Raw genomic sequence first — 26,570 nt, 5'->3', positions numbered from 1 at the left:
TTCATATCTTCCTTCCGTTTTTGTCTGCATGGCCGTTAATCCGGAAACTGTAAAGGGTGGTGGAGGCCGCCAGATAGAGAATATCCATATCCGTTCCCCCGAAGGCACAGTTGCCGGTCTGCTCCGGAACCCTGATGATTCCCAGATAATCCCCGCTTTTATGGAAAATATGGACGCCTCCCTGGGCACAGCAGTACACGTTTTCCAGGCTGTCAACCTTCATCCCGTCAGGCAGTCCCTCCCCCGGTCCAATGGTTTCCGCCCATACCTCTCCGCCCTGCAGGGCGCCGTCTTCCCCCACCCGGAACCTGCGTATATGCTTCCTGGGCGAGTCGTTGACGTAAAGGCAGGATTCATCCGGGGAAAAGCAGAGGCCGTTGGGATTCTCAAAATCATCTGCCAGCAGCTTAAGCTCACCGCTCTCCGGATGAAAACAGAACACGCCCTGGAAATCCAGGTCCTGGGGACGGGCCAGGCCCACCCTGGACGGATTCCTTCCAAATCTCGGGTCTGTAAAGAAAATGCACCCGTCACTTCTCACCACCACGTCGTTTGGGCTGTTAAGCTCCTTATCCCCATAATGGCTGACCAGCACCTCCGGATTCCGCCCCATATCGTCGGTTCTGGATATACAGCTGCGCACATGCTCACAGACAATGATGTTGCCCTCCATATCATAGGCATTTCCGTTGGCCTTATGGGTATTCTCCCGCAAAAGCCTTACTGATTTGTCCGGGCCCAGCCGGTAGGTCCGGCTCACCGGGATATCATTGAAGGTGAGGCATCCGGTAACATGGTTCCAGACAGGTCCCTCGATAAAGGTAAACCCTGTGCAGACCGTCTCCAGATTCTGGTCCACATCCACCAAATCCAGGAGCCGCTTATCAAAACACTCATAGGTAAGTCCCATGTTCATCCCCCCGTATTCTACCGGATTACAACCGGTTCAATATCCAGCAGGCTGCAGACATGGATGAGCTCCTTCTTATATTGGCCCGCCACACCGCTGATGTGGTTGGAATTAAACACATCCACGAATTTCTCAATATCAAAGTCAGCTTTCATAAATGCCACCGGAAGCTGGTGTACGCCCCTGGCTTTTACGAAGGCATCCAGTATTTCACCGGATGGTTCCACAAATTCCGTCTCAATGATAAACATCTGGTATCTGCCGTCCACCCTGCAAAGCCTTGCCATGGTCATCTGGCCTGCACTGGGAACCGTGAAGGTGACTGCTCCGCCGGAAGGGCGGTTGGCCCTGCGCAGTTCAATGTTCTTCATATTCTTACATCCGTCGCAGCAGCGTCCCGCATAATAGGTGCACATGGAACCGCAGTTGGGAAGATATATAAGCCCCTCTTTGTAGCCGATATGGCTTACATCCGCAAACATGGTGGGCATTCCGCCGGACACCAGCTTCAGTATTTCCATGGTCAGGGCTCCGTCCGCATCCGCCTCGCAGGATATGGGGAAGGGTTCGAAGGCTCCGTCCGCATCATATCCGCCGTTGAGCAGGGCTGTGGATATGCACTGGGGCGCCCGGAAATTGGTCAGGTCCGGCATACATTTAATGGCGCCGAAGTCCAGATGGCGCTCTGCGATAATGTCCTTGGTGGCCAGGTAACAGGCAACCTGGTATTTTAACCGCTCCTCCGTCAGCTTCTCATCATACCTGACCGCTCCCACGCTGTCCGTCAGCCACTTAAACGCTGCCTCAATCCGCTCCGCGTCAACAGCCTCCGCCCTGCGTATGATTTCCTCATGGTCAATGTGGTCGCTGTCAATCTGGAACCGTTTCTTCCACTGCATAGGGTCAAAACTTCCTGTATCGATTCCAAGGGAGCGCCCTCCGATGAAGCCGAAGACCCTGCCCTGCAGTTTTCTCACTGCAGCAGCAGCCCTTATGTAGGGCATCATTTTGGTATCGAACAGGTTGGGATGTACATCCGTGAAATCCTGCTGAATCCTCAGGTGGCTGTAACCAATCTGGTTCAGCGCGCCGCCGGAGCCCAGAAGTCCCACCGTACCGTGGGTGCCGGGATCGTCATTGGAAAGGAGAATGGTGGGAAGTCCCATATTCAGCACGCCCCGCACAACGCCGTTGGGCCAGGTCCAGCAGGGGATGTTCGCGATGAATACCTCCACTCCCATTTTCTTAAGCTCCCCTGTCTGCCGGTCAATCTCCTCAGGCGACCTGGCTGCCGTCTCAAAGGCATGTAATTCCATCCCGTAATCCGCAAAATATTCAACGGCCTGTTTCATCCTTGCAGCTGTCTTTTCCTGGTACAGCACCTTATATTCATGTTCCCTGGGATCGCTGAAGGTAATCATGCCCACCTTGGGCAAATTCATTTTTTTCACCGGTCATTCCTCCTCTATTTGTGCTCCAGCTCCATGAGCTTTTCATACTGTTCATCGGTAACCGTCTTGTAACCCGGTACGGGAAATGCCTGGAAGCTCCTGCCGCCGTCAATGTATATGGACTGTCCGTACACAAAATCGGAATCTTCGCAGGCCAGGAATACGGCCAGCCTTCCGCACTCGTTAGGCGTCCCTATCCTGCCGATGGGCGTCCTGGAAATCACCGTGTTGAACAGCTGTTCATCGGAACCAACACGTCTCATAAGCTCGCTCTCAATGGGGCCGGGGCAGATGGCATTTACCTTGATATTATAGGGGGTAAGGGCCACTGCCTGCACCTTGGTCAGCTGACTTACACCGCCCTTGCTGGTGGTGTAGCACATCTGGCTGTCCAGGGCCAGGTACGCGTTGACCGAAGAAATGTTTACAATGGCGCCGCCCTGCCCCTGCTTTACCATCTGCCTGGCAGCCAGCTGTCCGCCAAAGAACAGCCCCTTCAGGTTTACGCCCAGGATTCTGTCGTACTGCTCTTGCGTTATGTGCAGGTAATGGGTCTTATCCGGGTCATTGATGCCTGCGTTGGCCACAAAGATATCCAGCCTTCCGTACTTCTTAACCGTCTCGTCCACCAGCCTCTGGTTATCCTCAATGGATGAAACGTCCGCCTGCAGATACAGGACCTGGCCCAGTCTGCCAAGCTCCTCAGCAGCAGCCTCCCCCTCCTTTGGATTTCTGGAACAAATGGTGATTTTCGCGCCTTCCTTCAGATATTCCTGCGCGATTCCATAGCCGATTCCCTTGGTTCCTCCGGTGATTATGGCAACCTTATTTTCCAGCTTCATATTAACCTCTCCTTTTCCTTTCCGTCTGTCATTCTCCGATTATGTCCAGCGGCGCCTGAATGCCGTATTCCTTCTTAAGCGCTGCCAGTTCCTCATAGGTTGTCACCGGAATGGGCAGCCCGTCCCGGCGGCGTTCCTGTTCCTTCCGGTACTCAATCTCACCCGGCAGGAGCATTTCCGCTCCCTCCTGCCACATGGGCGTGGCCTTCAGCTGGTCCCTGAACCGGGCCATCCGCTCCTGCATCTGCTCCTTAGAGATGATTTTGGAGATATCCAATGCAATGAAGAAATGTCCGGTCAGGCTTGGGTCCCTGGGGTTGGCATACATGCTCTTCATATCCTTTGAAAACACGCCGCCTGTGATGAGGCCGGACAAGATATCCACCACATAGGAAAGTCCCAGTCCCTTGTGTCCGCCCATGGGAAGCAGATATCCGTCAAAGGCTGCCTGGGGGTCGTCGGTGGGGCGCCCTTCCTTATCCGTAGCCCAATCCATGGGTATCCTCTCCTTTTTCTTAATTGCCAGCGTAAGCTTGCCCCCTGCCACAACAGATAATGACATATCCAATACAAAGGGGAAATCCCCGTAGGTGGGAATGCCGAAGGCAATGGGGTTGTTGCCGGTTACCGGCACGCTGGCTCCCGGGGCAACAATCAGCGGCTTTACATTGGTCATGGCAATCCCTATCATTCCCTGTTCAGCCGCCATACGGGCGTAAAGCGCGCCTGCGCCGAAGTGGTTGCTGTTAATCACGCCGCAGGCCCCAATCCCTGTCCGCGCCGCGTGCTCCATGGCGCGCTCCATACCTGCCCTGCCTCCGATAAAACCGGCTGCCGCATCCGCATCCAGGACTTCCAGACATCCCTCTCCCCGGACCACCCGGATATTGGGTGTTGTGTTTATGGCGCCGTTCAGCATACGTTTGAAATAGGCCGGTACACGGATAACCCCATGGGAGTCAATCCCCCAATAATTCGTATTCACAAGACATTCCGCATGATACCTTGCGTCCTCCTCACTCATTCCGGCCTTCCGGAACAGTTCCTGTGTAAATGCAGTCACGGCCTCGCCGCGCATTAATACTGTATTTCCCACCTTTTTTCCTCCTTAACCTTATACGTATATCCCAAATGTATACCTATTCATTTACTGTCATTATTTAAGTTGCAACACAGTAAAAACAAATCTTTTTCAAACTTTTTTCACTGAGCGCAACCTCATTCTGCGTTTTTATGAATACGTATTCATTTATTTACAGATTCATTATATTCCTATAACTGCTATTTCGTCAATGCAATTTTTTTATTTTCACTATTTTAGGCATTTTAGTCAATTATTTCATCTATAAATTGTACATTTTCACAACCCATATATGAAAATATCAAATATAATTCGTATTCATTTGCAATTTCTTTACCATTTTCTTGCACACTGTCTGGTTTTATGATATTGTTAATTATATTTAGTGCGGCCTGCACGCACACAAAATGAAAGGAATGGATAATATTTATGAACAGCTCTGATTCCGATGTCAGAAGTAAATCCAAGAGCAAGCATGGAACCGGGAGGGGCCACAACACATCCATTGATGTAGCCAAGCTGGCCGGAGTTTCACAAGCAACCGTTTCAAGAGCCTTTACGCCTAACTCAAAGATGACTCCGGCCACCCGGCAGCGGGTACTGGATGCTGCACGCACGTTAAAATACGCGCCTGACGCCATTGCAAGAAGTCTGATATCCAACAGTACAAATATAGTTGCCGTCATCATGCAGAACACCACCAATCCATTTTACGCAACCGTGTTGAGCAAGCTCTCTATCCGCTTACGTTCCATGGGAAAGCAGGTATTATACTTCTCCTTAGATGAAGCCGACCATATGCAGGATTTGATTCACCAGATTCTTCAATATCGTGTTGACGGAATTTTAATCACATCTGTCACCCTGACTTCGGATTTGGCCGACACCTGTATTGATTTCGGAGTTCCGGTGGTTTTATTCAACCGCTACATGAATACACCGGGCATCCAGGCTGTATGCTGTGATAATGTACAGGCCGGACGTGATTGCGCAGACTACTTCTTCATGAAAGGCTATCGAAGCTTTGCTTTTATCGGAGGATATGACGGAGCTTCAACCAGCCGCGACAGACGCAAGGGTTTTGTCTCCCGTCTGGAGGAGAGAGGAATCCAGCATTGTCCCGTCATTGGAACCGCCTTTACGTATGAAGGCGGTAAAGAAGGATTCCGCCAGCTTCTGAAACAGGAAGGGAAATGCCCGGAAGCCTTGTTCTGCGTCAGTGACCTGGTAAGCGCCGGTGTCCTAGACTGCGCCCGGTATGAATACGAGCTCAAAGTACCTGACGATGTAGCCATCATTGGTTTCGATGATATTGAGCTGGCATCCTATAGTGCATATAGCATAACCTCCTTTGTCCAGCCCATGGACAGCATGATTGAAAAGGCCCTGGCACTGCTGCTGGCAGAAGACAATACAGAGAACCCTACCAATCTTGCGCTGTTCCCCTGTACACTGAAAACCAGAGAAACCGCATGATGGAGCATTTCAGCATCAAAGTTTGTGTACCTCGTCCGATTATTTTTGTATAAAACAAGGCTTTCTGCGGGAATCAGACCAGAAAGCCTTGTTTATTACTTTATATATTTATTTTTTAAGCCTCTAATACCTCCAGGCCGCACTCTTTTGCGAAATCCTTTACCGCTTCCACATAGTCTCCATATACAAGGGCAAAATGGTGTCCCACGTATTTCTGGCACTCATGAAAACGTTTGGCATCCTTTACCGTATACCGCACCGCATGTTTACATTCAGGTGTCAGATAATCGTCACAGCCATTTATAGTTCCTTTTGCCACCATAATCTTCTTCATATCAGGGCTGAGGTTAATCATTGTCAGCGTTTCACCGTTATCCTTGGAGAAGTCGTAGCGCATGGTAGTTCCCCAGGAATCCATTGTAAATGACACAAACTCTGTAGGAAGTGCCGGTTCATCATAACCCTTCATTTTTGAACAGGCCACATCATGGAGTGTCCTGCACTGATTGGACTTCTTATCCAACACCATGGTATTGCCCATATAGGGTGCCTTTCTGGCAATATTCATCAAAATGGTGATGGTAAGCACGGACCCTACATCACCAGCACAGGCGGAAGCAATCCCTTCGTCCTTAAACAGGGAATGGGTCAGGCAGAACGTCAGCCGTCTTCGATTCAGCTCCCTGGTCGCGCAAACCTCAAAACACGGAATCGTAAACGCATTGCAGTCATAATGTGCCATCATTTTTTTGATGGTTTCATAAAATTCCGTATCGTTGCGAATATATTCAGCCGGCATATGTACGCCCTGGGATTCTTCCACCAGTTTCTCTGCCAGTTTTTTTGCTTCATCCTTCTCCTCTGCAGTCAGGGAATCCAGCCATTGGAATACTTCATCCGAATTGACATGCGCAAACCTCACATGAAACTTTCGGGTGATATCCTCCAGATTCAGATATGAACTCTGGCATCCAAATGTCAGCATGGCGCTCTTAAGAGGAAAGAACACCTTTGTGGAGGCCAGCGCCTTTTTGACTCTCAAAGCCGCAAATGTCCGGTTCATCTCCTCAAAGTCCAGAAATGCATAGCCAGGCTTTCCCTCTGCATATAAGTGGGCAGTCATATCTACATGGTCGCACTTGGATATAGCAGATTTATTGGGCGTATGTCCAATAGGCTTATTGGTTCTCCTGGACAGCTCCACCGCAAAATAGGAAGAAATCCGTAATCCACGTATCAAATAAAAATCTGTTTTTTCATCATCCGCCAGTGCCTTCTGCATCTGTTCCTCTTTTAATGCAAAATCCTCATTCCAGTAAATAACGACCGGCTCCAGGAATTCCACGTTTCGTAAATCAGCCTCCTCCTTCATTTCCTGCTTAAAGATTTCGAATTCCTTCTGGGTGGTTTCCATATCTGCCTCTGTTGTAAGGGCATACCCTTCTCCATAACGGCATGGGCCCATATACGCATGTATATGATACATGGTAAATAAAATTGGTTTTACTGACAGTTTCACATTCAATGTACTCATTTCTTTCACTTTACTCATAGTCTTTCTCTCTCCTTAATTAATTTATTTAAATTGTCTAAAAATATCTCAATTTCTTCCCGGGTATTCTTTTTTCCTAACCCTATGCGCAAAACGCTGTCCGCCCTTCTTCCCTCAATCCCCATAGCCTGTATGACATGGCTCCTGGCCCCTTTCTCGCAGGCCGAACTTCCTGACAGGTAAATCCCGCGCATACGCATCTCATGAAGCAGTTCCTCTGTGGTAAATGGCAGTACGGATATATTGAGGACATATGGAACTGCGTTTTCCGGCGAATTTATCACAACCTGGTCCATCCGTAAAAGCCCTTCCGTTAAATACCGGTTCAACTCCGTCACATGGTTCCAATTCTTACGTATATCCCGCAGTGCTTTTTGGGCGGCATAACCAAATGCCACGATTCCAGGCACATTTTCAGTTCCTGGCCGCAGTTTTCCCTCCTGTGAGCCTCCAAAGCACAGAGGGTACAGTTCCACTCCCTCTCTGACATAAAGCGCGCCGCTTCCCTTTGGACCATGAATCTTGTGGGAACTCATAGTGACCAAATCAGCCTGCACCTGATTCAGGCTGAACAGAACTTTTCCATATCCCTGCACGCAGTCACAGTGCACCAGTATATCCGGATTCTTCTCTTTCACCCCTTTTGCTATCTCTTCTACAGGAAGGCGTTCCCCGGTTTCATTATTCACCGCCATAACAGATACCAGCAGCGTGTCCTTGTCCACTGCGTCGATGATATCCCCGGAAGTCACCCGTCCCCTTTCAGGCCGTATGTATTCTGTATCATATCCCTCTTCTTTCAAGGACCTGCATGAATCAAGAACAGAAGAATGCTCAATCGCCGTGGTGACAATCTTCCCTCTTGTTTTTCCGCACTTGCGCAATGATAAAATACTTCCTCTGACCGCCAGATTGTTAGCCTCAGTCCCACCGGATGTAAAGAAAATCCGCCTGGCAGGCGCACCAATTACCTGGGCAACCTGATGCCTGGCTGCCGTCAGGCAGCCCAGAGCCTCCCGGCCCAGCAAATACGGAGAAGACGGATTGCCGTATGTTTCTGTCATGGACTGATACGCAGCCATGGCAGTGTCCTCATCCACCTGCGTGGTAGCACTATTGTCCAGATATATCATACCACTCCCCCCTTTCATGAATACGTATACATTTGTTCGGGTTATAAAAGGTACTTATATCTGCATCAAGTACCTTTTACCTTCAATTCCGCAATGACTGTGCTTAAAGTCCGGCCGTCCGCTGCTCAGCAGAAACCGGCTCTGCTTCCTTTTTTCTGCGCTCCGCAGCAATCTTCTTCATCAGGGCAAACTCATCGTATATATTCCATTCTTCCTGGAATTTTCCGTCTTTAATGATATGCTGGGATATGCCTGAAATGACAACATGGGCGCCGGTTGCAGGGCCATAAATGCCAAAGCCTTCATGTGTGCCAATGATATTCCATCTGGTAGCACAGCGGTATTCATCCCGTTTTTCATCATACAGATAGTAAACATCTTCCACCTGCATTGCAAGATTTGGAAATGCCTGGAACATATTAAGCTGGTCCTGAAGAAAATCTCCCCTTCCCACCAGTTCTCTGTCCGAAGGGCCGTGGTATCTGTAATTCGGGGCATAATTCTCTTTAAACAGGTTAAACATCCTCCGATTATATATATCATGGTAACTTTTTCTGACAAAGTACTCTATTTCACTATACCGTCCATTATTCTCGCCAAATTCTTCCGGAGCAAACTCACCGTTCAGACGTTCGATTTCTCCCCATGTTCCTGTATCCCCCTTTGCGCTGCCGCCTTTATTGGCTGTAGTTTCCAGTACATCCATGGGGTCATATCCCAGCTGCCGAATCAAACTTATTTCATTATATACCACCCATTCCTCCACAACACGGTCACCCTTTACATAACAGTTCGCGACCCCCCATACCACTACCTTCTTTCCGGTAGGCGGTCCATAAATCGTATGTCCCGTATTGTGTGCAATCCATGTCCAGCGCATGGATGTGTGGAATCCCCCATCTCCATCAGGCGCCCAGATTACATCATCAATGTAATCCTTTATATCCGGATAACCTGCCAGTTTCATCACTGAATTGGCAATCACCTGGTCCCTGCCATAAGTCACACCATCCGATGTATGCACCAGTGCATTATGCTTATAGTGGTTATATATCTTACCCATGCCCTTATCATCCCATATATCATATGTGTGACGGATAATAAAGTCCGCAGGGTCACGCCACTTTCCAAAACCAGGCATAGGCACTTCATGTTCCTTTTCCATTCCTTCTTTCCAGACAACCGTAATATCATCTTTCATCGGCACAGACAATTGTCCCAAATTATCCTGATATACATTTCCCTGATATCGGATTTCCTTTTCTTTTTTATCCTTCACCGCTCCGTTCTCGCTTCCTATTGGATTTTTGCTGTTTTTTACTCCCTCCTTCAGTGTTTCTTCTGTTTCCTCCGCTGCGGGCTTTCCTGTTTTTGACTCGTTCATATGTAACCTCACTTTCTGTTATTTCATCAGGCTGGGCAGCCATGTAGACATCTGCGGTATGAATATTACAAATATTAGTCCAATAGTCATTGTAATAATCCACGGCCATATTTCCTTAACAATTTCCTCAAAAGACGCGCCGGAAATCTGCGCTGATACAAACAGATTCCCACCCACGGGAGGCGTTATAATTCCCAGGGTTGAATTAAATATGAACATGACTCCAAAATGTATTGGGTCTATGCCATATTGCGTAGCAATACCAAGCAGAATGGAGCTCAATATAACATTGATTGCGATTCCATCCAGGAAGGTTCCCAGAAAGATAACCAGCAGATTCAGGATAAGAAGCGCCACGATTCTGGATGAAACGCTCCCAAGTATCAATGCAGCCAATTTTGTAGGCAGTTCTTCCAGAGTCAGGATTTTGCCAAATCCAGAGGACACGCCTAATATAAACAAAATCGTACATGTGGTTATTACGGTTTTATAAAACATCTGAGGGAGCATTTTTGCTTTAAGTCCGCTGTTCTTCTTAGCAAGACCATATACCAGACCATAAACCACAGAAACCACAGCAGCCTCTGTCGGAGTGAAAATACCGGAATAAATACCTCCCAGGATAATAACCGGCATAATCAAGCTGAATTTAGCATCCCACATAGTCTTTAGTTTCTGCATAAACGGAACCGGATCAGCGCCAGAACAGATATTATGCTTTTTTCCATATATATGGCAATAAACCAAAAAACAGCAGCCCACAAAAATTCCTGGTATGATTTCAGCTGTAAATAATTTGGAAATAGATACATTATTTAAACTTCCGAAAACGACCAGTCCCATACTGGGCGGAATCATCTGTCCGCAGCAGCCGGCCGTGGCAATTAATGCAGCCGCAGCTCCCATGCTCAATCCCTGCTTACGAAGTTCCGGAAGCGCAATTAGTCCGATGGCGGCTATGGTAGCATATGCCGACCCCGAAATCGCACCAAATGCCATACAGGCGAGAACCGTAACCATCATGATTCCGCCCTTCATCCTCCCCACCCATACGTTGGCAACTTTAAACAATCCCTCCGATATCCCTGCCTCCGACATGATTTGTCCTGCCAGCACAAAGAACGGGACAGCAGTCAATGTGAAGGAATCCACACTGTTAGCCATGGCTCTGATAAAGTATGACAGAGATATAATCTCACTCGTAAAAATAGAACCCAGGACCCCTATGCCAATGGCAAAAGCAATCGGAACTCCCAAAAAAGCCAGGCCGAGAAACAGGACAAATAAAATAGTAATTGACATCAAGCCTTACCTCCCATCTCCTCAGACTCATATGTTTTCTTTCTTATATCCTGTATGGTTTTCATAGTACTTTGTATGAGCCTTAAACAGACCAAGAGAAAGCCCAAGGGCATTACCAGATAAAGCAGCCACATAGGTATTGGCAGCGAAACCGCGGTCTGTCCGCCCTGCCGTATGGTGCTTAACAATTTATACCCTTCACACATACAGATAACCGAAAACCCCAGACACAGAGTATTGCATATGATATCCAAATAAAGCCTCCACTTCGGCTTAAGCAACATCCGGACAAATGTTATTCTGATATGCTCACCTGTTTTTACCGCATAGCCAATTGATATGAACACCATCCAGACGAACATGTACCGGGTCATTTCCTCTGTCCACGGGAATGGCGCGGTAAAGATATATCTTCCTGCAATCTGCAGAGATGTAAACAGGACCATTAGCGCAAGAAATATCGCTCCTATGAATACTTCCAGTTTATCATCCATCCACTGTATTATTTTCTTCATGTCTTTTCACGTCCCTCCATCCGCAAAACCAATGGTTAATTTCTAAATGTCCCCAGTATTTCATTACCACACATTTCCTCTACCAGGGGTTCTGTAGCTGAAACCATTGCATCTTTAATCTTCTCCCTGGCTTCATCTGTTAATTCAGTGTAAATAATCTTCCCCTGTTCCTGGAGTTCTTTAATCTTAGCAACCGAATCCTCTTCCTCCTGCATGGCAATCTTCCACTCTTCCTCAGTAGCCGCAGCAATTGCCTTGTCATAGGCAAGCTTCTGTTCATCTGACAGCGCATTGTATTTTTCAGAGGAAATCAATATTACATTGATGGAATAGCTATGATTTGTATCTGTAGCATAATCCAGTACATCAATCAGTCCCTGTTGTATAATTGGCATTTTAGATGACACCAGGCCATCCACGGTTCCCTGCTGCAATCCCGTGTATAATTCATTCCAGGCCATCGGGGTGGGAATACATCCCAGGGCATCCAGCTCAGCAATGTTGATTGGATTTTCCGGAGACCTGCTCTTAATTCCCTGGAAGTCCTCCAATGACTTTACTTCTCTGACATTATTCCAGAATATCCTGCCTGAACTTCCAAAAAATGTTGCCACCTTTGCTCCTATATTCTTGTCATCTGCGGCTTTCTTTAACATTTCTCCTTGTTCACCGTCAAGTTTCTTCTTTGCATCTTCCAGATTATCAAACAAATAATCTGCATTAAATACATAGAACTCCTTTACATTAGGAGCAAACTGCAGTTCTGCCACGGATGTCATATCAATCTCACCCAGGCATACCGCCTCAATACTATCCCGGTCTGAACCCACTACCTGCGCATTTGGGAATATCTTGACCTCAATCCCCACATTTTCCCCTTCAATAACCTCTTTGAACTTAAGAAATCCCTGGTGCGTAGCCTCTTTTTCATTTGCCTGATGCGCAATTCTAATTTCAATATGGTCTGAAGACTTTTCTGCCGCCCCGCTTGTCCCCTCTGTTTCTTTGTTTCCCACTTCTGCAGAACCGGACTGTCCGGAACCGCAAGCTGTTAACACAACTGCCATTCCCGCCAAACCAAACATTGCAATCTTTTTCATTATTTTTTTCATTTCGATACTCCCCTTTCCATCTTAACATTTTTTATAAGTTCGGTTGCAAAGTTACCCCATTACCTTCAGATGTATATTTTACCTCCCTTCAATATCCACTATTTTTACTATGTACTTTCTCCGTGCATGTATACGTATTCATTTCTGGGTATAACTGCCCTTTTAATTTATATTTTTATCCGGGTGCCTGCATTCTCACAAGACAATCCATTCTATTTTTCAAATAATTCCTCATTTTTATTTAAATGGTCTTAATTATTATATTACCTTTCATAATTCAAGCTAACAAAATAATTAATTGAGCCTAAACATATTTGATTCTTTCGTTTGCCTGCAACGAATACGTATTCACATATATAATATATACTATTATATTTAAATAAAGTCAATATTTTTTTTAAAATCATATATAATTTCAGCATTTTTAACAAGGGGAGTTTTTTGTTTGTATCTATCCAAAGTAGCTTTACGTTCAACTACGCCTTATTTTATGATAACAATAAGCTTTTGTTCTAAGGATAGTTTACGATTAGCATCTCCTCCCAGCCGTCCCGTACAGGCCCGTATCCCCCCACTCCCAATTACACGTCCCCCATCAGCCCCAGATACACAAACGCCTTATACAACCCATCCTTCTCCACATCATCCGTAACATAATCCGCGGCCTGCCGTATTTCCTCACCGCCATTGTTCATGGCCACTCCGATTTTGCAGTATTCCAGCATAGGTATATCCACCCTGGCATCGCCGAATGCTATGGTATCCTCCCTCCGTGCACGGAGATAGCGCAGCAATACCTGAATCGCATGCGCCTTTGTGATATCCTTTACCCCAAGGTCGCCAAACAGGGCGGTTTCCCCCTTTCCGCCCCAGGTGCCTGTCTGCAAATCAGGAAACTCCCGTACTGCGTCCAGGTAATCCTGGTAGGAATGCAGCAGGAAACTGGCCTTATTCACATCGCTGCGGTACAGTTCTGCCCCGAACATCATAGCGGGAAACACATCCTTCACCGTCATTTTCCCGGCATCGTCCCTTCCCTTTCTTTTGCAGTATTCACGCACAGCAGTGATTCCCGCCTCCTCAAATCCCTCGCTTCCAAACAGGCCGTTATTGCTTTCCAGATAAAACTCAAGTCCCTTATGGCGGAGCCAGTCCACTATATGCCTGCACTGGCCGGCGGAAATCATCCGGTGCATAACCACCTTCCCATGGTCCTCCACATAGCTTCCGTTCCCGCCAATCATACCGTCCAGACCGATTTCCCAGATGGAATCATAGACTTGCGCCCTGCTCCGTCCTGTGCAGATATAGACCCTGTGTCCGTTTTTTCTCGCTGCCCTGATTGCATGTACAGCTGATTTTGGCAAACGGTTTTCATAATCAACCAGGGTTCCGTCCACATCAATGAATATTAATTTTCCCATATCGTATCCCTCCTACAGTACGCCTCTTACAGTACAGCTCTGAATATTTATACTGTCGCCGGTTTCATTCACTCACTCCGTATTCCCTGCATCGGCAGAAACAGAAAATCCCCCTGGCTCCACACTCAAACCAGGGGATGTTATCCATACCTATTCTTCTTTATCCATGGATTTCCTGCAAAACATCCATGCCCAACAGTGAATCACCGGATGCAGTCAGCCTGTAATTTCCGAAGCTGCGTCAGCTCATCCAATATCACGGACTTATGCCGGGACCGGTACGCCATTTTCTCCACCAGACTGAATTCTTCCTCCAGCAGCTCCATATCCACCGGCTTTGGCTCTTTTCCGCCTATAAAGCTCATAAAGTTATCCTCATATATGTTCTTTAAATGGGTTTCTGAAAGGCCTTTGCCGTGAATGGTCTTCCCAAAAAACGGAATTGCCCCGCAATCCGTCTCCAAAAACTCCTTCCACTCTGCAGGATACCGGCTAAAATCAAAATACATTTCCGGCCCCGGAGTAATATCAAATCTGCTTTCAGGATACGTGTCCACTTCCCCGTAGATTTCCTCTTTGGAGGGATACGTGCCATCCCCGTAAAAATTCCCGCGTTCAAGTGCAAGAGGCGGTATATGTTCCCGGTCCCAGAAATTGGCCGGGTCATTTACATGAAATAAGATGGGTATCTGATTCTGTTCCGCAAATTCATAGAATGAATCATAATATGAATCATTCAGAGGGACATCGATGCGCTTTTTAAAAGTCCTAGCTCAATATCCCGGAACCGGAACTTATTTTTCTCTGCACATAATGCCATAGCCCAGATTAAGAGGACTGACCCCTCTGCATATTTCATATTTTCTTCCGGATATTTCAACTTCATCATCTCCCGTAAAAACGCAGGCCTCTCCGCTTGCTTCACAATACTTAGTAACTGCATCAACTGCGTCTGCACGTGTAGGATAACTTGCACTATCCTCGTACGGAACATCAAATGCTTTCTTAAACATTAAAATAACCTCCCTTATACAATGAATTATTTAGTGCGCCTTATATGCTGCAATGCTTATAGCTCCGGATACAGGCCCGTATATCAATTATCCGGCATTTTATACTATCCAGTGTATCTTTCATTGAATATATAAGCTATTCTTCCTTCCAGACAGGATACCTGCGTTTATCCTCCTCCGTAATGCTGCGCATTACCCTGCACGGATTTCCCACCGCAATGACATTGGACGGTATATCCTTATTCACCACGCTTCCCGCCCCAATAATCGTGTTATCCCCGATGGTCACCCCCGGAAGCACGGAAACATTTGCTCCAATCCACACATTGCTGCCAACGGCAATCGGTCTTGCTATCTCCAGGCCCTTGCCGCGCTGCTTTGCGTCGATTGCATGGCCCGCGGTTGAAAACACACAATTGGGGGCAATGAAAACATTGTCGCCGAACGTCACCTTTGCTCCGTCTAAAATCGTACAATTGTGATTGGTATAAAAATTCTCTCCGACCGAAATATTAAACCCATAATCGCAGTAAAAAGGCGCTGTAACAACCAGGCTTCCCTTTATTTCTCCTAACATTTTATGGAGAATCTCTGTCTGCCTCCCAGCATCCGACGGTCTGCAGTTATTAAACTCAAAGCACAGGTCCGCGCATGTTTCCCTTGCTTTCACAATTTTCTCATCGTAATTTGCATCATATAAATATCCGTTCTGCGCCTTTTCCCATTCTGTCATGTTGGTTTCCTCCCGGTTCCCGTTATTTATGGGTAACATTGTACCATATGGATAGATGAATGTCATGAGGGATTTTCATCTGGATATATCAGCCTACTCAAAAACTCAGCAGTGCATCAACTACCTCTGCCGGCAATACCGCCAGTTCTCCAACCAGTTTGCAGATTACAGATATTTTTGTTGTATTTTCAATTCTGAAGATGCAGGTTACATATCGGATACCTGATTCCCCTCTCGTCAAATACAGCAATCATTTCTTCTGTCACTGTCTCTGTTACCATATTAGGCGTCAGCGGAATCCCTTGTTATAATAAACAGCTCCCGCATATGCACAGGAAATGGGTACGCCATATGTCCTGCCGTCCACTGCCACAGAACCTTTATAGGTGTCATCCAGATTACCTGCCCATGGTTCATTGGTTATATCAATAAAATACTCTGATGGATTTAATGCGGAAAGAAGGGAGCCTGAATTATACCCGCAGATATCAGCCATGTCCCCCGATGCAAGCCTGGTCTTAACAATGTTGTCTCCATCCGCTCCTCCGACCCGCGTCTCAATCTTTACAGTAATCCCCAGCTCCTGTTCCGCCAAATCACATACAGCTTTGATACCCTCCTGGACATAATCAGAATCAATCAGCATTGTCAGCTCAGCTTCCTTATATTCCCATTTTCCCTTCGAGGCAGCCGCCTGCTGCTGTTCATTTCCATCGGCCGCTGCCTCTGTTTCCAAAGACTCCGCCGGTGCCTGCTGTGCATTTTTGCCGCAGCCTGTAATTGATGCGCCTAACATGACGGCTGCCAGCGCAAACCCTGCATAACGTTTTTTCATACCATTTTCTCCTTTTCTGAATGTATCATGTCTGTAACCCTACTTTAACATCCAATCCAACATAAATACATGGATTATTAAAGTTTCAGCATGGAAATATTGACACTTATATTATTTTATCCCAATGCTAATGACTTTGCTTCCTTATAATGGTAAACTAGTCTTAAGATATTGGAATTCTATATCATGTGCCGAAACATAAAAAGGGATATTACACCATACAAGTAATGGGGATTGGAATTTTATGAAACCAGAAAAGCTGCAGACAAAGATAAACAAGTATTTTACCATATTCACTATCTGTATCATTACAACGCTGTCGGTCATTATCGGCCTGTGCTCCAGTTATAAACTGAAGACTGAAACCGGTGAGAACTTGACGGATATGGCCCGGCAAATTTCCATGCAGCTGGACCAGTTTATGTGGAACCATTATCACCAGCTGGATTTGCTGGAGGCAGCGGACTCCCTTGTCTCCGACGGCGATTATGAAACCACCTCCCTCCTGATAAACCAGCTTCAGGGCTCATTTCCGTCCTTTTCCTGGGTAGGGGTTACTGATGCAGACGGCATTGTCAGGGCTTCCAGCGGTGACGTTCTGCTGGATTCAGATATTTCCATGCGCCCTGTCTTTATTGAAGGCGCAAAAGGCGAGTTTATCGGAGATGTCCACGAAGGCATGCTGCTCTCGGATTTACTGCCCAATCCGTCAAAAGAGCCCCTTCGCTTTGTGGATATCAGTTCCCCTCTTTACAATCAGGAAGGCAGCTTCAAAGGAGTATTGGCTGCCCACCTGAATTGGGACTGGGCCCAGGAACGTGTTGCCATGACCACGGAATCCTTTAGCGACAGCAAGAAAATCGAGGTTCTTGTGCTTAGCAGAGACTTTGATGTTTTACTTGGACCAAACATGCTTATCGGTGAATCGCTTACCCGGACAATGGCTCAGATAGACAAAAACAGCGGTCCCCATTGGGCATCCATAACCTGGCCGGACCATAAAACTTATTTGACAGGATTTATTACATCAACGGGATATGATGACTACAATGGGCTTGGATGGACGGTTGTTGTCCGCCAGCCTGTCGAAACTGCGTATAAAAATATTGTGCAGCTGCTGCTGTTGCTGGTTGCCAGCGGAGGATTTCTCCTGCTCCTCTTCATGATGCTCAGCTCAATCATATCGAAAAAGCTGACCGAGCCGCTAAACCGGCTTTCTGAAGTTGCGATGCTCCTTAAATCCGGCCGCAAAGCGCCCATGCCTGATTCAAACGGCATTTATGAACTGGAAAATCTGGAATCAGCGCTGTCCAATCTGTTCAGTGACCTGAATGTAACCGATGCTGCACTGAGCGAAATGAAAACCATTGCGACAACCGACCCGCTTACAGGTCTTAAAAACAGACTGGGGTTTGAAAATTATATAAGCCAATGCAGCAAGACCCTTGACCCCTCAGTTCATTCACTGGCCATCCTCTATTTGGACCTGGACGGATTCAAGATTGTGAATGACCAGTATGGCCATGACATTGGCGACAAGCTATTGGTTGAGATTTCCAACCGTCTTGCCGCAGTGGTCCGCAGCAATGAAATACTTTGCCGGATTGGCGGAGATGAATTCTTAACCGCACTTATTGTTCCGGCCGGCGTTACTGCTTCCATGATTGAGGAAACTGCCCGGCATATCATAAGAGAAATCAACCGGCCGTTTTTGTGTGGAGCAAACGTAATCCATGTGGGATGCAGCATAGGCTGTGCTGTCTATCCCCAAGACAGCATAGAGCTCCAAACCGTGATTAAATACGCTGACAAAGCATTATATTACTCGAAATACCACGGTAAAAACAGATTTACCATGTATTTTTCGTGACTCCCTGATCCTGTATGGCTGCTTCCCTGTTGCTGACAGGGAAGACTTTTATCTGGCATTTCATAAGACAAATCTGGCCCGGTTAAAACAATACCAGCCTACAGTCCAGAGAATACGCCATCCATCTCTCACACCATGTACAAAACTCCTTTACGCAGGCGGTATGGGAATGATAATCCGGCCTGCATCCTCTCCCGGTCCCAGCTGCATGACCTCTGTTTCCGGCGCCATACCAGCTGCCCCTGTTCCCTGCTCCGGCGTTGGTATGGAATCTGACGGGAACACTTCTACCGTTACAGATTCTGCCGCCTGTGTCTGACCTCCCCCATTCCCCGGCGCCGCAGACGAAGCCTCTGGCGGAGCCGCTGCAGGAAAGGTTTCTGCGGGAATGGCTGCTGAAGGGGCAGTCTCTGCAGGGGCAGCTGCAGATGGCGCAGTTTCCGCAGGGGCAGCTGCAGATGGCGCAGTTTCTGCGGGGTCAGCTGCAGATGGCACATTCTCTGCGGGACCAGTTTCCCCAGGCCGGGCTGTACCTGTCTCCTTTTCTTTTCCATTTGATATTCCTGCCTTGCCGGAGGCATCCTTCGTAGTCTTATCAGTTTCGGTCCCTTCCAGATGGTAGCAGAGAACCGGCGTTCCTTTCTCTATATTATCAAAAATAGTCTTTGCAACTGCCGGGGGCAGATTCACACAGCCATGGGAACCGTTCTTTTTATATATGGTCCCTCCAAAACTGGTGCGCCAGTATCCGTCATGCATTCCGATATTCCCATTAAACGGCATCCAGTAAGTAACCGGGGTTTTGTAGTTGGCGCCCTTTAACGTAGCGTCCTTCTGCTTATAAGTCAGTTCATAGGCTCCTGCCGGGGTACTCCATCCCTTTGCCTTGTTGCCGGATACGAAATCCGACTCAACCAGCAGTTTCCCGTCCTTGAAGTAAAATAAATGCTGCGCCGTCAGATTCATCTCCACATACGTATCGCCGTAATCAGGACCGTCATGGCTGGCTGCGGTCTGAAGATAAGCAGGCTCACGTTCCTGGCTCTGGCCGGATTCAATCATCCGTATCAGATTATCCGTCTCTGTTTTTTGGTCCATGAGCCAGCCGTAATGTCCCTGGGTAATTTTCACAGTGGGACCGTAAGAGGTCTTCAGCTCCTTTGTACAGTAAGCAGTATTATACTTTTTTGCAAGCCCTTTCACATATGCCGCCACCTTAGTCCGGTCAATCGTAACTGCCCCGGTCCCATCTTCAGCCAGCCAGCTGCAAATCATACCGCCGTCCACCACCTCTGTCCGGCTGCCAAAACAATACGTTACCCTCACCTTTGCATACTTCTCCCGCTTTGCCTTCTGTTCCAGAAGCCTCTTATTCTCCTGCAAAGTCACCTCCGGGTCTTGGGCATAGCTCTCAAGTCCTGTGCGTATATCCTTCCTGACTTCCTCCGCCGCCATCCCGGCCCCCGGGATTTTGCCTGCCGCTGTATCCAACCGGGACACAGCCATGTATTTCAAACTGACGGCGGAACATCCGGCAGACAGCATAGTCAGCATTACCAGTACACCTGCTGCCCATCTTTTCTGTCTCCTCTTTCGAAGCGCCCTTCTCCTGCTTTTCCCTCTTGCATCCATCCAGATAACACCATTCCTTCACTTATCTATCTAATTTATCACGCCATGTTTTCCATGCATTGGTTTCTGCCTGTATTATAGCAATCCCCTCATTGTACGGAAAGCGGAGAATTGTATGGCCTACATATTTCCTGTGCAGCTGACTCCTTAACTTGTGCCCTCCCCGCCGGGCGGCACAGCCAGCTGCATTGTAATATGCCCCGCGAATGCCTGTAATAAAAATATGCATGAACCGGCTTAGGAACATATCCCGGCTTGATTTGCCGGCAGGCAGAAAAGGCTGGTAAAAGTAAGTGCTTTCACACCTCTTTTACCAGCCTTTTTATACAATGGCATTGGAGACAGTTCCATCCTTTACCCCTACTCCTGCAATTTTTATCTTAGCCCTTTCCTGTCCGGTCAGATTTTAATATGGCATATTCCAATTCATCCTCCCACATAATACTGCCATGCTTCACATATCTGCAGCTCTGCATAAAATGCGCTTCCCTGCGCATACCGCATTGTTCCAATACGCTCCATGAACCAATATTATCAGGATGACACAAGGCGCAGACTCTGTGCACACTCAGCACATCAAAGCAATAATCCATCAATGCGTGTGTCATCTCAGTTGCATAACCTCTGCCCCAGTTCTTTTTCAACAGAAGCCAGCCAATCATTGCAATTATCCCCCGGCTCCATGTTGATTTCAAACGGAATTGCAGGTATGCCATCCGGGCCCGGTATGTCATTTTCAAAAGCCCAGCCTTTTAACTTAACAGGTTTCAGCAGTATAAATTCCGCATCCCTTCCGCCCATAGCCATGCCTTCGTCAAAAGCGCCCGGGAACTTGCCGCAATAGACCTGCCGCAGTTTTTCATTGCCGTCTGACATGGTGGCTCCTAAACATTCTGCTTTGGCTTCTGCAAAAAAATCCCCGGCAGCAATGCAGCAATTGGGATTGTCCTTAAGCTGCTGGTATTTCCGGGAATTTGGGTCGGTAAAAATCAGAATATTTCCCTCATAATATACAGGACTGACTGTCCGCATTGAAACATTTTGATTGGACGCAGTGGCAAGCGTAACCCCCATATTCTTCTTAATTATATCATAAAACTGCGATACTTTATCCATTATCATTCCTCCTTCGTCACTCCTCCCCAGCGGCCGTTCTTCCATGTCCCGGACAAACTATCAGCGGTTATCCATAGCGATTCGCATGGCCTCCCCCGGCGTCACTCCGTGGAAACGCTTGAATTCATTGAGCAAATGGGCCTGGTCCGCATATCCATAGCGGTATACAGCCTCCTGCACGGAAAACGCCCTGCTGCCTGCCATATCCCCCCATACATTCTGATACCGCACCAGGCAGGACATACGTTTGGCGGACATACCAATCCGTTCATTGAACAGGCGTTCCAACTGCCGCTGGCTCACGCAGCTATATTCGCAAATGTCCCTCAAACGTGAACGTCCTGCCTGCCCGATGATGAGACCAATTGCATTGTATAATTCAGGGCTGTACCGGCCCTTATCCAGCTTTTCAAACAGATATCCCTCCATCCAGGCCATCCGTTCCTCCGCAGATTCCATATAAAAAAGCGGCTCCCAGCTCCGGCCAATGCCTGCATCTATCAGCTCCATATCCCATACCCGATTATATATCTCTTTCATATCCACATGAAAGAATAGATGAAATGCCCAAAAATGAAAACGTATGGCGAAGCTGGTCACATCCTCCATACGTTCCTGATTTACCACAACAGGCTGGTCGTAAAGACCGCACACCCGCCCGGTAATCTTATGTCTGGTATGATTTATCTCTATGATGATATCCGTGCAGGTATCAGGAATAACTAATACCTGCCTTTCCCCGCATTTCTCCTTACGTATCTCCGACTCCCAAAAACAGGCAATGTATGGTCTCAACGCCTCGCACGGCTGATACTCCGTGTAGATGGAATCTGAAAGGTACGGGCGGGAGGTCAGGGGATGGTAATACCTGTGGAATTTAAGCATGGTATCCTCCCCTCTCCAATGATTCTAAAATTCCGCTTACAACGCCACGGCTTCAGCCTTTTTCCTTCACCGCAACCCAGACCTCAATATGCCCGTCCTTCCCATAAAATTCAATATCCGGCGCACCTGATTTCATCCTGCCGGTGATGTAGCCTTTATTTAACGGTCTGTATTTTGATTTGGGCAGCCATTTTGTGATTGCCTGAACCTCCGTTTTTCCTATGGTTTCCTTTGTACAGGGAAATACTGCCCATGTCATGGCGGGTACAGTGTATACCTTCAAATCCCCCTGTGCATCGCAGTCACATAAAATCCCAATCATATACTCAAACCTTCGTGCGTCTGTCTGGTCCGTATTGTAAATGCAGATGCCGAACAATCCCCGGGCTTCCCGGTTCGCCGCTTCCAGCAGCGGTTTTTCAAGATTGCCGGTCTTAAACTTAGTCCAGAATGACGGAATTGCTTTTTTTCCCTCCCCCCTCTTGTTTGTTGTCTGTATTGAGTAGCCGGCTATGCGAAAGCTCTCCTTGTTTTCAATGCGAAATGGCATGTCCATTTTTGTCCTCCTGCTCATTATGCTTTACAGATAAATGGTATTATTATAAACCCAGAGTACCATTTTGTATTGAAAAAAAACGACGCCCGCCGGATGCTGTTTATTTCCGCATTACCAATGGTTATAACTTAATACCTCGTCCAAATTTTTTCTTATCTTTCTGCGGGGCCCGCTTTGTTTGGCCGGATATCCTACGGTAATAATTAAACGTACTGCCCTTTCTTTTGGAATCCCAAATGCCTTATGCAGTTTTTCCTGATTCATTGTGCCGATAATGCATGTTCCTAATCCCAGCGATGTGGCTTCATAACACACGCCCATTGCTGCCATTCCGATATCCATCTGCGCGAAATGCTGAGAACCATAATGTTCTGCAACTCCAGGTTTCAAATGTCCTTCTTCCTCGCAAATCATAATAAATGCAGGCACATTTTCTCCCCACGGGCAACCGGTCAGGCCATTATCGTCAAAGGCTTCCACTACCTTTGCATGCGCCTCCGGCTCATCCACAACAATAAAATGCCAGGGCTGCGAATTACAGCCGCTTGGAGCCATTCGTGCAACATCAACCAAATGGGTTAATGTCTCCCTTGAAACCTTTTTGTCGCTGTAAATCCTGCAGCTTTCTCTCGCCAACTGTAAATCCTCAAATTTCATATCCTTTTCTCCTTTAACATTTTATTGTATTTATCTGTATTTTTTGTTGGGCAGCAACGAATGGAACATGCTTTATGTATTAAAACCCTTTATAAAATTCTGGCTTCCGTTCTCTGTATATAATTATATTATGATTCTGTACAAACCTCAACTCATATACCAAGATAAAACCTGTAAATTGCATTGCCGTCCAATCTTTATGGTTATCATCCTGCCAGTCAACAAATTTTCCATACTGACTTTGAGAAAATTACAGCGGGCGTTGTAATATGAATATTCTCCTTCAGGAGGACTACAACTTTTTGCACAGAGCCCTTAACGCATCCGTGACTCCCTCCTCAAAGGTGGGATGCGGGCGCATAACTGTCAGCAGCGCCTCTGCGGTCATACCATTTGCTATGGCCGATGTCAGCTCTGAAATCATGTCCGTGGCATGTTCACACATAAGATGGGCGCCTAATATCCTGTGGTTTTCCCTGTCTGCCACAATTTTCATGAAGGAGCGGGGCGCCTCACGAATCACGGTCCGGCTGTTGGAAAACATAACATATTTACCGCTGACAGCCCATATTCCCCGGGCTTTTGCTTCTTCCTCCGTCAGCCCTGCACTGGCTATCTCCGGCTGGCAGTAGACACACCCCGGAACCGTCTTAAGGTCTGTGGAGGGCACCAGGCCGGCCATCATCTCCACGCAGGCACGTCCCTGGGCAGAAGCCACATGAGCCAGCTGTATCCGGGAGGATACATCCCCTATGGCATAAACTCCGGGCATACTCGTCTCAAACCTGCTGTCCACTTTGATTCTGCGGCGTTCCATATCCAGCTCTATCCCTTTACCGAGAACCCCCTCCAGGTTAGGAATACGCCCGATTGCGCAGAGTACCCTCTCTCCCTGTACTACACCGGTCCCGCCGCTCCGGTCATACTCCACACTCATAAGCCCCCTTTCTTTTGTAATGCGTGTCACCATGGATTGGGTCAATACATCCACGCCCTGCTTTTTCAGAATGGCAGACAGGTTTTGTCCCAGTTCCTTGTCCATGTTGGGCAAAAGCCGGCCCATTCCCTCCAGGATGGTAACCTTGGTGCCAAGGCGGCTGTAAAATGTGGCCAGCTCCACTCCGATGACGCCTCCCCCCATGATTACAAGGGACTCGTACAGCTCACCTGTCCCCTTAAGAATATCATCTGAGGTCATCACACCATCCAAATCAAGACCTGGAATAGGAGGCCTTGCCGGTACACTGCCGCTGGCAATGAGAACAGCATCTCCCGTGACAATGCTTTCACCTTCTCCTGTTGTCACAGACACACTGTGTTCTGCGCAGATTGTTCCTGTGCCTTCTATAATAACTATCCCCTTGCTCTCCAGCAAACTTTCAAGGCCATCTCTAAGACTCTTCCCCACCTCATCCTTTCTGCTGAAAACAGCCCTCATATCCGGTTCTGATTCCTGTATGCGAATCCCATACCTGGATGCATATCTGGCTGATTGAAGCAATTCTGCTGTATGTAAAAGGGTTTTCGTCGGTACACAGCCACGGTTTAAGCAGGTTCCTCCTATCTCAGCCTTCTCGATGACAGCTGTCTTCATTCCCAGTTCCGCTGCCCGGATGGCGGCTTCATAGCCGCCGGGCCCCGCGCCGATTATAAGCAGTTGATAATCATTCATCACAATCCTCCTTGTATAGTTAGAGCGCAGTAATAATGCCTACTGCGCTCCTTGCTTGTCATTTTATTTGTTTCATTTCAATTTCAGGAAACCAATGATTTTATCTTCCATTCAGATACATCTCATACTGGGCGGCATTCATAAGCCGCTCCACCTGATGTTCATAATCCCTGCAGTCAATCTCCAGAATCCAGCCTCCCACATATGGGTCCTCATTCAGCAATTCCGGATTGTCAACTGCTTCACTGTTTACTGACATTACCTTTCCGCTTAAGGGCGAAACCATCTCAGAAACCGCCTTTAGAGATTCCACCTCACCCAGTGATTCGTTTTGCACCACTTCACTTTCAGCATCAGGCAGATTCAGATACTCAATCTTCTTAAGCTTTTTCTGGGCATAGTCCGTAATCCCAAACCGTATGCATCCATCCTCTTTCCGGCACACCCAGGTATCTCCCTTTGTGTAGTAATACCCCTCCGGTATGACTAGGCTCTCCACCGGCATCAGCACCCCTTTCCGTCAATGGGAATATCTCCTTCCGGAGGAACAATACACAGTACGCTGCATTTCTCCTTGTCGGATTTATTGCGGAACAGGTGTTCCGAACCGCCCGGAACAAACATCCAGTCACCGGCCTTCATGTCAAAAGTCTCGTCATCAATGACATTGACACACTGGCCGTCTATACATACCACCCAATGAGGCCACGGATGATGGTGGGTATCAGCCTCACCGCCGCTGGGGTCCAGAATCCAGCAGCGCATCACATAATCCGGCCAGAAATGAGTTGGGCCGAATACGACTTTCTTTGTGGCACCCGGAAAAAAGACACCTGGTGCATCCGGTAAATCAACGATTGAGCCATGTAAAGGTTTGTTTGTCATGATAATTTCCTCCATTATTTTCATTCTTTTTTATATTATTTTTCTATGGTAACGCAGGGCTCGTCAAATTCCACGCCCTTGGATACGGAATCCTCCACAGGACACCGCAGAACTGCAAGGTCAATGACCTGCTGAAACATCTCAGGGGCCACATCCGTCTTTACGGTAATGTGGGGACGTATCCTGTTAAAGCCAGGGCGCACCCGGGCGCTTCCCTTCATTCCGGCGGAATTCAGGTCTCCCTCCACATCCACCCGAATATCCTCCACATTTACTCCCATGGCCTCAGCATATATGCTGATTGTCAGGGTGAGGCAGGCGGCAATACTTCCCAGCAGCATCTCCACCGGGTTCATGCCAGTATCCGTTCCCCCTTTTTCAATCGGTTCGTCAATGGTAATCGTATGGTTCCGGGCAGTAACCTTGACAAATTCGTCCCTGCCCTTTCGGGCTGACGCCCTATGTGTAACATCCGGCATATCTTCATCTCCATTCATATGTTTTCGATTTTTAATGATGTTTTATCACGTGTAT

Annotated in this window: 26 protein-coding genes; 2 read left to right on the top strand and 24 right to left on the bottom strand. The window is 47.5% G+C overall.

Annotation, left to right across the window (positions count from 1 at the left end; genetic code table 11):
• Nucleotide 1: 1 nt before the first annotated feature.
• From I2H39_RS07545 to I2H39_RS07530, 4 genes are read right to left on the bottom strand one after another with little or no spacing between them, the layout of a single operon-like run.
• Nucleotides 2–910: an SMP-30/gluconolactonase/LRE family protein gene (locus tag I2H39_RS07545; RefSeq protein WP_138307723.1), complete on the bottom strand. Its 909-nt coding sequence runs from the start codon at nucleotides 908–910 to the stop codon at nucleotides 2–4.
• A gap of 17 nt (nucleotides 911–927) precedes the next feature.
• Complete coding sequence (locus tag I2H39_RS07540) at nucleotides 928–2,352, bottom strand: L-fucose isomerase (protein WP_207746782.1); 1,425 nt, start codon at nucleotides 2,350–2,352, stop codon at nucleotides 928–930.
• A gap of 23 nt (nucleotides 2,353–2,375) precedes the next feature.
• Nucleotides 2,376–3,203, bottom strand: coding sequence for an SDR family oxidoreductase (locus I2H39_RS07535; RefSeq protein WP_138307719.1), 828 nt, complete (start codon nucleotides 3,201–3,203; stop codon nucleotides 2,376–2,378).
• 28 nt (nucleotides 3,204–3,231) lie between these two features.
• Nucleotides 3,232–4,299: an Ldh family oxidoreductase gene (locus I2H39_RS07530; RefSeq protein ID WP_195626166.1), complete on the bottom strand. Its 1,068-nt coding sequence runs from the start codon at nucleotides 4,297–4,299 to the stop codon at nucleotides 3,232–3,234.
• A 414-nt stretch (nucleotides 4,300–4,713) separates the two neighbouring features.
• Here I2H39_RS07530 and I2H39_RS07525 point away from each other — a divergent pair, with 414 nt between their 5' ends.
• Nucleotides 4,714–5,760, top strand: coding sequence for a LacI family DNA-binding transcriptional regulator (locus I2H39_RS07525; protein ID WP_195626165.1), 1,047 nt, complete (start codon nucleotides 4,714–4,716; stop codon nucleotides 5,758–5,760).
• A 115-nt stretch (nucleotides 5,761–5,875) separates the two neighbouring features.
• Here I2H39_RS07525 and I2H39_RS07520 read toward each other — a convergent pair whose 3' ends face one another.
• The 11 genes from I2H39_RS07520 to I2H39_RS07470 all read right to left on the bottom strand — a co-directional run bounded on the left by I2H39_RS07520 (nucleotide 5,876) and on the right by I2H39_RS07470 (nucleotide 16,763).
• Nucleotides 5,876–7,312 (bottom strand): hypothetical protein, encoded by a 1,437-nt coding sequence (locus I2H39_RS07520; protein WP_195626164.1) that lies wholly within the window; start codon nucleotides 7,310–7,312, stop codon nucleotides 5,876–5,878.
• Entirely contained in the window at nucleotides 7,309–8,445 is a 1,137-nt protein-coding gene (locus I2H39_RS07515) for a cysteine desulfurase family protein (protein WP_195626163.1), read from the bottom strand. Before I2H39_RS07515 ends, I2H39_RS07520 begins: the two co-directional genes overlap by 4 nt.
• A gap of 103 nt (nucleotides 8,446–8,548) precedes the next feature.
• Entirely contained in the window at nucleotides 8,549–9,829 is a 1,281-nt protein-coding gene (locus I2H39_RS07510; RefSeq protein ID WP_195626162.1) for an ester cyclase, read from the bottom strand.
• A gap of 18 nt (nucleotides 9,830–9,847) precedes the next feature.
• Nucleotides 9,848–11,131 (bottom strand): TRAP transporter large permease, encoded by a 1,284-nt coding sequence (locus I2H39_RS07505; protein WP_195626161.1) that lies wholly within the window; start codon nucleotides 11,129–11,131, stop codon nucleotides 9,848–9,850.
• Nucleotides 11,131–11,646: a TRAP transporter small permease gene (locus I2H39_RS07500; RefSeq protein WP_195626160.1), complete on the bottom strand. Its 516-nt coding sequence runs from the start codon at nucleotides 11,644–11,646 to the stop codon at nucleotides 11,131–11,133. Before I2H39_RS07500 ends, I2H39_RS07505 begins: the two co-directional genes overlap by 1 nt.
• A gap of 35 nt (nucleotides 11,647–11,681) precedes the next feature.
• Nucleotides 11,682–12,746 (bottom strand): TRAP transporter substrate-binding protein, encoded by a 1,065-nt coding sequence (locus tag I2H39_RS07495; protein ID WP_243281788.1) that lies wholly within the window; start codon nucleotides 12,744–12,746, stop codon nucleotides 11,682–11,684.
• A gap of 593 nt (nucleotides 12,747–13,339) precedes the next feature.
• Nucleotides 13,340–14,182, bottom strand: a complete 843-nt coding sequence (locus I2H39_RS07490) for an HAD family hydrolase (RefSeq protein ID WP_195626158.1) — start codon at nucleotides 14,180–14,182, stop codon at nucleotides 13,340–13,342.
• Between the two features lie 203 nt (nucleotides 14,183–14,385).
• Nucleotides 14,386–14,691, bottom strand: a complete 306-nt coding sequence (locus I2H39_RS07485) for a hypothetical protein (protein WP_195626157.1) — start codon at nucleotides 14,689–14,691, stop codon at nucleotides 14,386–14,388.
• A 285-nt stretch (nucleotides 14,692–14,976) separates the two neighbouring features.
• Nucleotides 14,977–15,195: a DUF4318 domain-containing protein gene (locus I2H39_RS07480; RefSeq protein ID WP_195626156.1), complete on the bottom strand. Its 219-nt coding sequence runs from the start codon at nucleotides 15,193–15,195 to the stop codon at nucleotides 14,977–14,979.
• A gap of 136 nt (nucleotides 15,196–15,331) precedes the next feature.
• Nucleotides 15,332–15,928: a sugar O-acetyltransferase gene (locus I2H39_RS07475; protein WP_195626155.1), complete on the bottom strand. Its 597-nt coding sequence runs from the start codon at nucleotides 15,926–15,928 to the stop codon at nucleotides 15,332–15,334.
• Between the two features lie 289 nt (nucleotides 15,929–16,217).
• Complete coding sequence (locus I2H39_RS07470; RefSeq protein ID WP_195626154.1) at nucleotides 16,218–16,763, bottom strand: extracellular solute-binding protein; 546 nt, start codon at nucleotides 16,761–16,763, stop codon at nucleotides 16,218–16,220.
• Nucleotides 16,764–17,007: 244 nt separating this feature from the next.
• Between I2H39_RS07470 and I2H39_RS07465 the strand changes: the two genes are divergently transcribed.
• On the top strand, nucleotides 17,008–18,633 hold the full coding sequence (locus I2H39_RS07465; RefSeq protein ID WP_195626153.1) for a diguanylate cyclase: 1,626 nt from the start codon (nucleotides 17,008–17,010) through the stop codon (nucleotides 18,631–18,633).
• A gap of 150 nt (nucleotides 18,634–18,783) precedes the next feature.
• Here I2H39_RS07465 and I2H39_RS07460 read toward each other — a convergent pair whose 3' ends face one another.
• From I2H39_RS07460 to I2H39_RS07420, 9 genes are all read right to left on the bottom strand, one after another.
• Nucleotides 18,784–20,265: a L,D-transpeptidase family protein gene (locus I2H39_RS07460; protein ID WP_195626152.1), complete on the bottom strand. Its 1,482-nt coding sequence runs from the start codon at nucleotides 20,263–20,265 to the stop codon at nucleotides 18,784–18,786.
• A gap of 609 nt (nucleotides 20,266–20,874) precedes the next feature.
• Nucleotides 20,875–21,381, bottom strand: coding sequence for a pyridoxamine 5'-phosphate oxidase family protein (locus I2H39_RS29130; RefSeq protein WP_227146931.1), 507 nt, complete (start codon nucleotides 21,379–21,381; stop codon nucleotides 20,875–20,877).
• Between the two features lie 60 nt (nucleotides 21,382–21,441).
• Nucleotides 21,442–22,266: a helix-turn-helix domain-containing protein gene (locus I2H39_RS07450; RefSeq protein WP_195626150.1), complete on the bottom strand. Its 825-nt coding sequence runs from the start codon at nucleotides 22,264–22,266 to the stop codon at nucleotides 21,442–21,444.
• Nucleotides 22,267–22,318: 52 nt separating this feature from the next.
• Nucleotides 22,319–22,822: an effector binding domain-containing protein gene (locus I2H39_RS07445; protein WP_195626149.1), complete on the bottom strand. Its 504-nt coding sequence runs from the start codon at nucleotides 22,820–22,822 to the stop codon at nucleotides 22,319–22,321.
• Between the two features lie 111 nt (nucleotides 22,823–22,933).
• Nucleotides 22,934–23,479: a nitroreductase family protein gene (locus I2H39_RS07440; RefSeq protein WP_178332245.1), complete on the bottom strand. Its 546-nt coding sequence runs from the start codon at nucleotides 23,477–23,479 to the stop codon at nucleotides 22,934–22,936.
• 292 nt (nucleotides 23,480–23,771) lie between these two features.
• Nucleotides 23,772–25,151 carry a dihydrolipoyl dehydrogenase gene (gene lpdA, locus I2H39_RS07435; RefSeq protein WP_178332244.1) on the bottom strand — a complete coding sequence of 460 codons (1,380 nt, stop codon included), beginning with the start codon at nucleotides 25,149–25,151 and terminating at the stop codon, nucleotides 23,772–23,774.
• 100 nt (nucleotides 25,152–25,251) lie between these two features.
• On the bottom strand, nucleotides 25,252–25,656 hold the full coding sequence (gcvH, locus tag I2H39_RS07430; RefSeq protein ID WP_178332243.1) for a glycine cleavage system protein GcvH: 405 nt from the start codon (nucleotides 25,654–25,656) through the stop codon (nucleotides 25,252–25,254).
• Complete coding sequence (locus I2H39_RS07425; protein ID WP_178332242.1) at nucleotides 25,656–26,036, bottom strand: cupin domain-containing protein; 381 nt, start codon at nucleotides 26,034–26,036, stop codon at nucleotides 25,656–25,658. Before I2H39_RS07425 ends, gcvH begins: the two co-directional genes overlap by 1 nt.
• A gap of 35 nt (nucleotides 26,037–26,071) precedes the next feature.
• Nucleotides 26,072–26,515, bottom strand: a complete 444-nt coding sequence (locus I2H39_RS07420; protein ID WP_178332241.1) for an OsmC family protein — start codon at nucleotides 26,513–26,515, stop codon at nucleotides 26,072–26,074.
• Nucleotides 26,516–26,570 lie beyond the last annotated feature (55 nt).

It is taken from the genome of Clostridium sp. 1001283B150225_161107_B6 (assembly GCF_015556325.1).
In the GTDB taxonomy this organism is placed as follows: Bacteria; Bacillota; Clostridia; order Lachnospirales; family Lachnospiraceae; genus Enterocloster.
Note: the sequence above shows the minus strand (reverse complement) of the source record. Positions and strands in the feature narration are given on the sequence as shown.

Bases quoted from the DNA above. Each gene is read 5' to 3' on its own strand.
- I2H39_RS07545 (WP_138307723.1), bottom strand. From the start codon at position 910: ATGGGACTTACCTATGAGTGTTTTGATAAGCGGCTCCTGGATTTGGTG.
- I2H39_RS07485 (WP_195626157.1), bottom strand. From the start codon at position 14,691: ATGTATTTTGATTTTAGCCGGTATCCTGCAGAGTGGAAGGAGTTTTTG.
- I2H39_RS07510 (WP_195626162.1), bottom strand. From the start codon at position 9,829: ATGAACGAGTCAAAAACAGGAAAGCCCGCAGCGGAGGAAACAGAAGAA.
- I2H39_RS07500 (WP_195626160.1), bottom strand. From the start codon at position 11,646: ATGAAGAAAATAATACAGTGGATGGATGATAAACTGGAAGTATTCATA.
- I2H39_RS07515 (WP_195626163.1), bottom strand. From the start codon at position 8,445: ATGATATATCTGGACAATAGTGCTACCACGCAGGTGGATGAGGACACT.
- I2H39_RS07520 (WP_195626164.1), bottom strand. From the start codon at position 7,312: ATGAGTAAAGTGAAAGAAATGAGTACATTGAATGTGAAACTGTCAGTA.
- I2H39_RS07535 (WP_138307719.1), bottom strand. From the start codon at position 3,203: ATGAAGCTGGAAAATAAGGTTGCCATAATCACCGGAGGAACCAAGGGA.
- I2H39_RS07440 (WP_178332245.1), bottom strand. From the start codon at position 23,479: ATGAAATTTGAGGATTTACAGTTGGCGAGAGAAAGCTGCAGGATTTAC.
- I2H39_RS07460 (WP_195626152.1), bottom strand. From the start codon at position 20,265: ATGGATGCAAGAGGGAAAAGCAGGAGAAGGGCGCTTCGAAAGAGGAGA.
- I2H39_RS07490 (WP_195626158.1), bottom strand. From the start codon at position 14,182: ATGGGAAAATTAATATTCATTGATGTGGACGGAACCCTGGTTGATTAT.
- I2H39_RS07450 (WP_195626150.1), bottom strand. From the start codon at position 22,266: ATGCTTAAATTCCACAGGTATTACCATCCCCTGACCTCCCGCCCGTAC.
- I2H39_RS07475 (WP_195626155.1), bottom strand. From the start codon at position 15,928: ATGACAGAATGGGAAAAGGCGCAGAACGGATATTTATATGATGCAAAT.
- I2H39_RS07540 (WP_207746782.1), bottom strand. From the start codon at position 2,352: ATGAATTTGCCCAAGGTGGGCATGATTACCTTCAGCGATCCCAGGGAA.
- I2H39_RS07505 (WP_195626161.1), bottom strand. From the start codon at position 11,131: ATGTCAATTACTATTTTATTTGTCCTGTTTCTCGGCCTGGCTTTTTTG.
- I2H39_RS07425 (WP_178332242.1), bottom strand. From the start codon at position 26,036: ATGACAAACAAACCTTTACATGGCTCAATCGTTGATTTACCGGATGCA.
- I2H39_RS07480 (WP_195626156.1), bottom strand. From the start codon at position 15,195: ATGTTTAAGAAAGCATTTGATGTTCCGTACGAGGATAGTGCAAGTTAT.
- I2H39_RS07470 (WP_195626154.1), bottom strand. From the start codon at position 16,763: ATGAAAAAACGTTATGCAGGGTTTGCGCTGGCAGCCGTCATGTTAGGC.
- lpdA (WP_178332244.1), bottom strand. From the start codon at position 25,151: ATGAATGATTATCAACTGCTTATAATCGGCGCGGGGCCCGGCGGCTAT.
- I2H39_RS29130 (WP_227146931.1), bottom strand. From the start codon at position 21,381: ATGGATAAAGTATCGCAGTTTTATGATATAATTAAGAAGAATATGGGG.
- I2H39_RS07525 (WP_195626165.1), top strand. From the start codon at position 4,714: ATGAACAGCTCTGATTCCGATGTCAGAAGTAAATCCAAGAGCAAGCAT.
- I2H39_RS07495 (WP_243281788.1), bottom strand. From the start codon at position 12,746: ATGAAAAAGATTGCAATGTTTGGTTTGGCGGGAATGGCAGTTGTGTTA.
- I2H39_RS07445 (WP_195626149.1), bottom strand. From the start codon at position 22,822: ATGGACATGCCATTTCGCATTGAAAACAAGGAGAGCTTTCGCATAGCC.
- I2H39_RS07420 (WP_178332241.1), bottom strand. From the start codon at position 26,515: ATGCCGGATGTTACACATAGGGCGTCAGCCCGAAAGGGCAGGGACGAA.
- I2H39_RS07465 (WP_195626153.1), top strand. From the start codon at position 17,008: ATGAAACCAGAAAAGCTGCAGACAAAGATAAACAAGTATTTTACCATA.
- gcvH (WP_178332243.1), bottom strand. From the start codon at position 25,656: ATGCCGGTGGAGAGCCTAGTCATACCGGAGGGGTATTACTACACAAAG.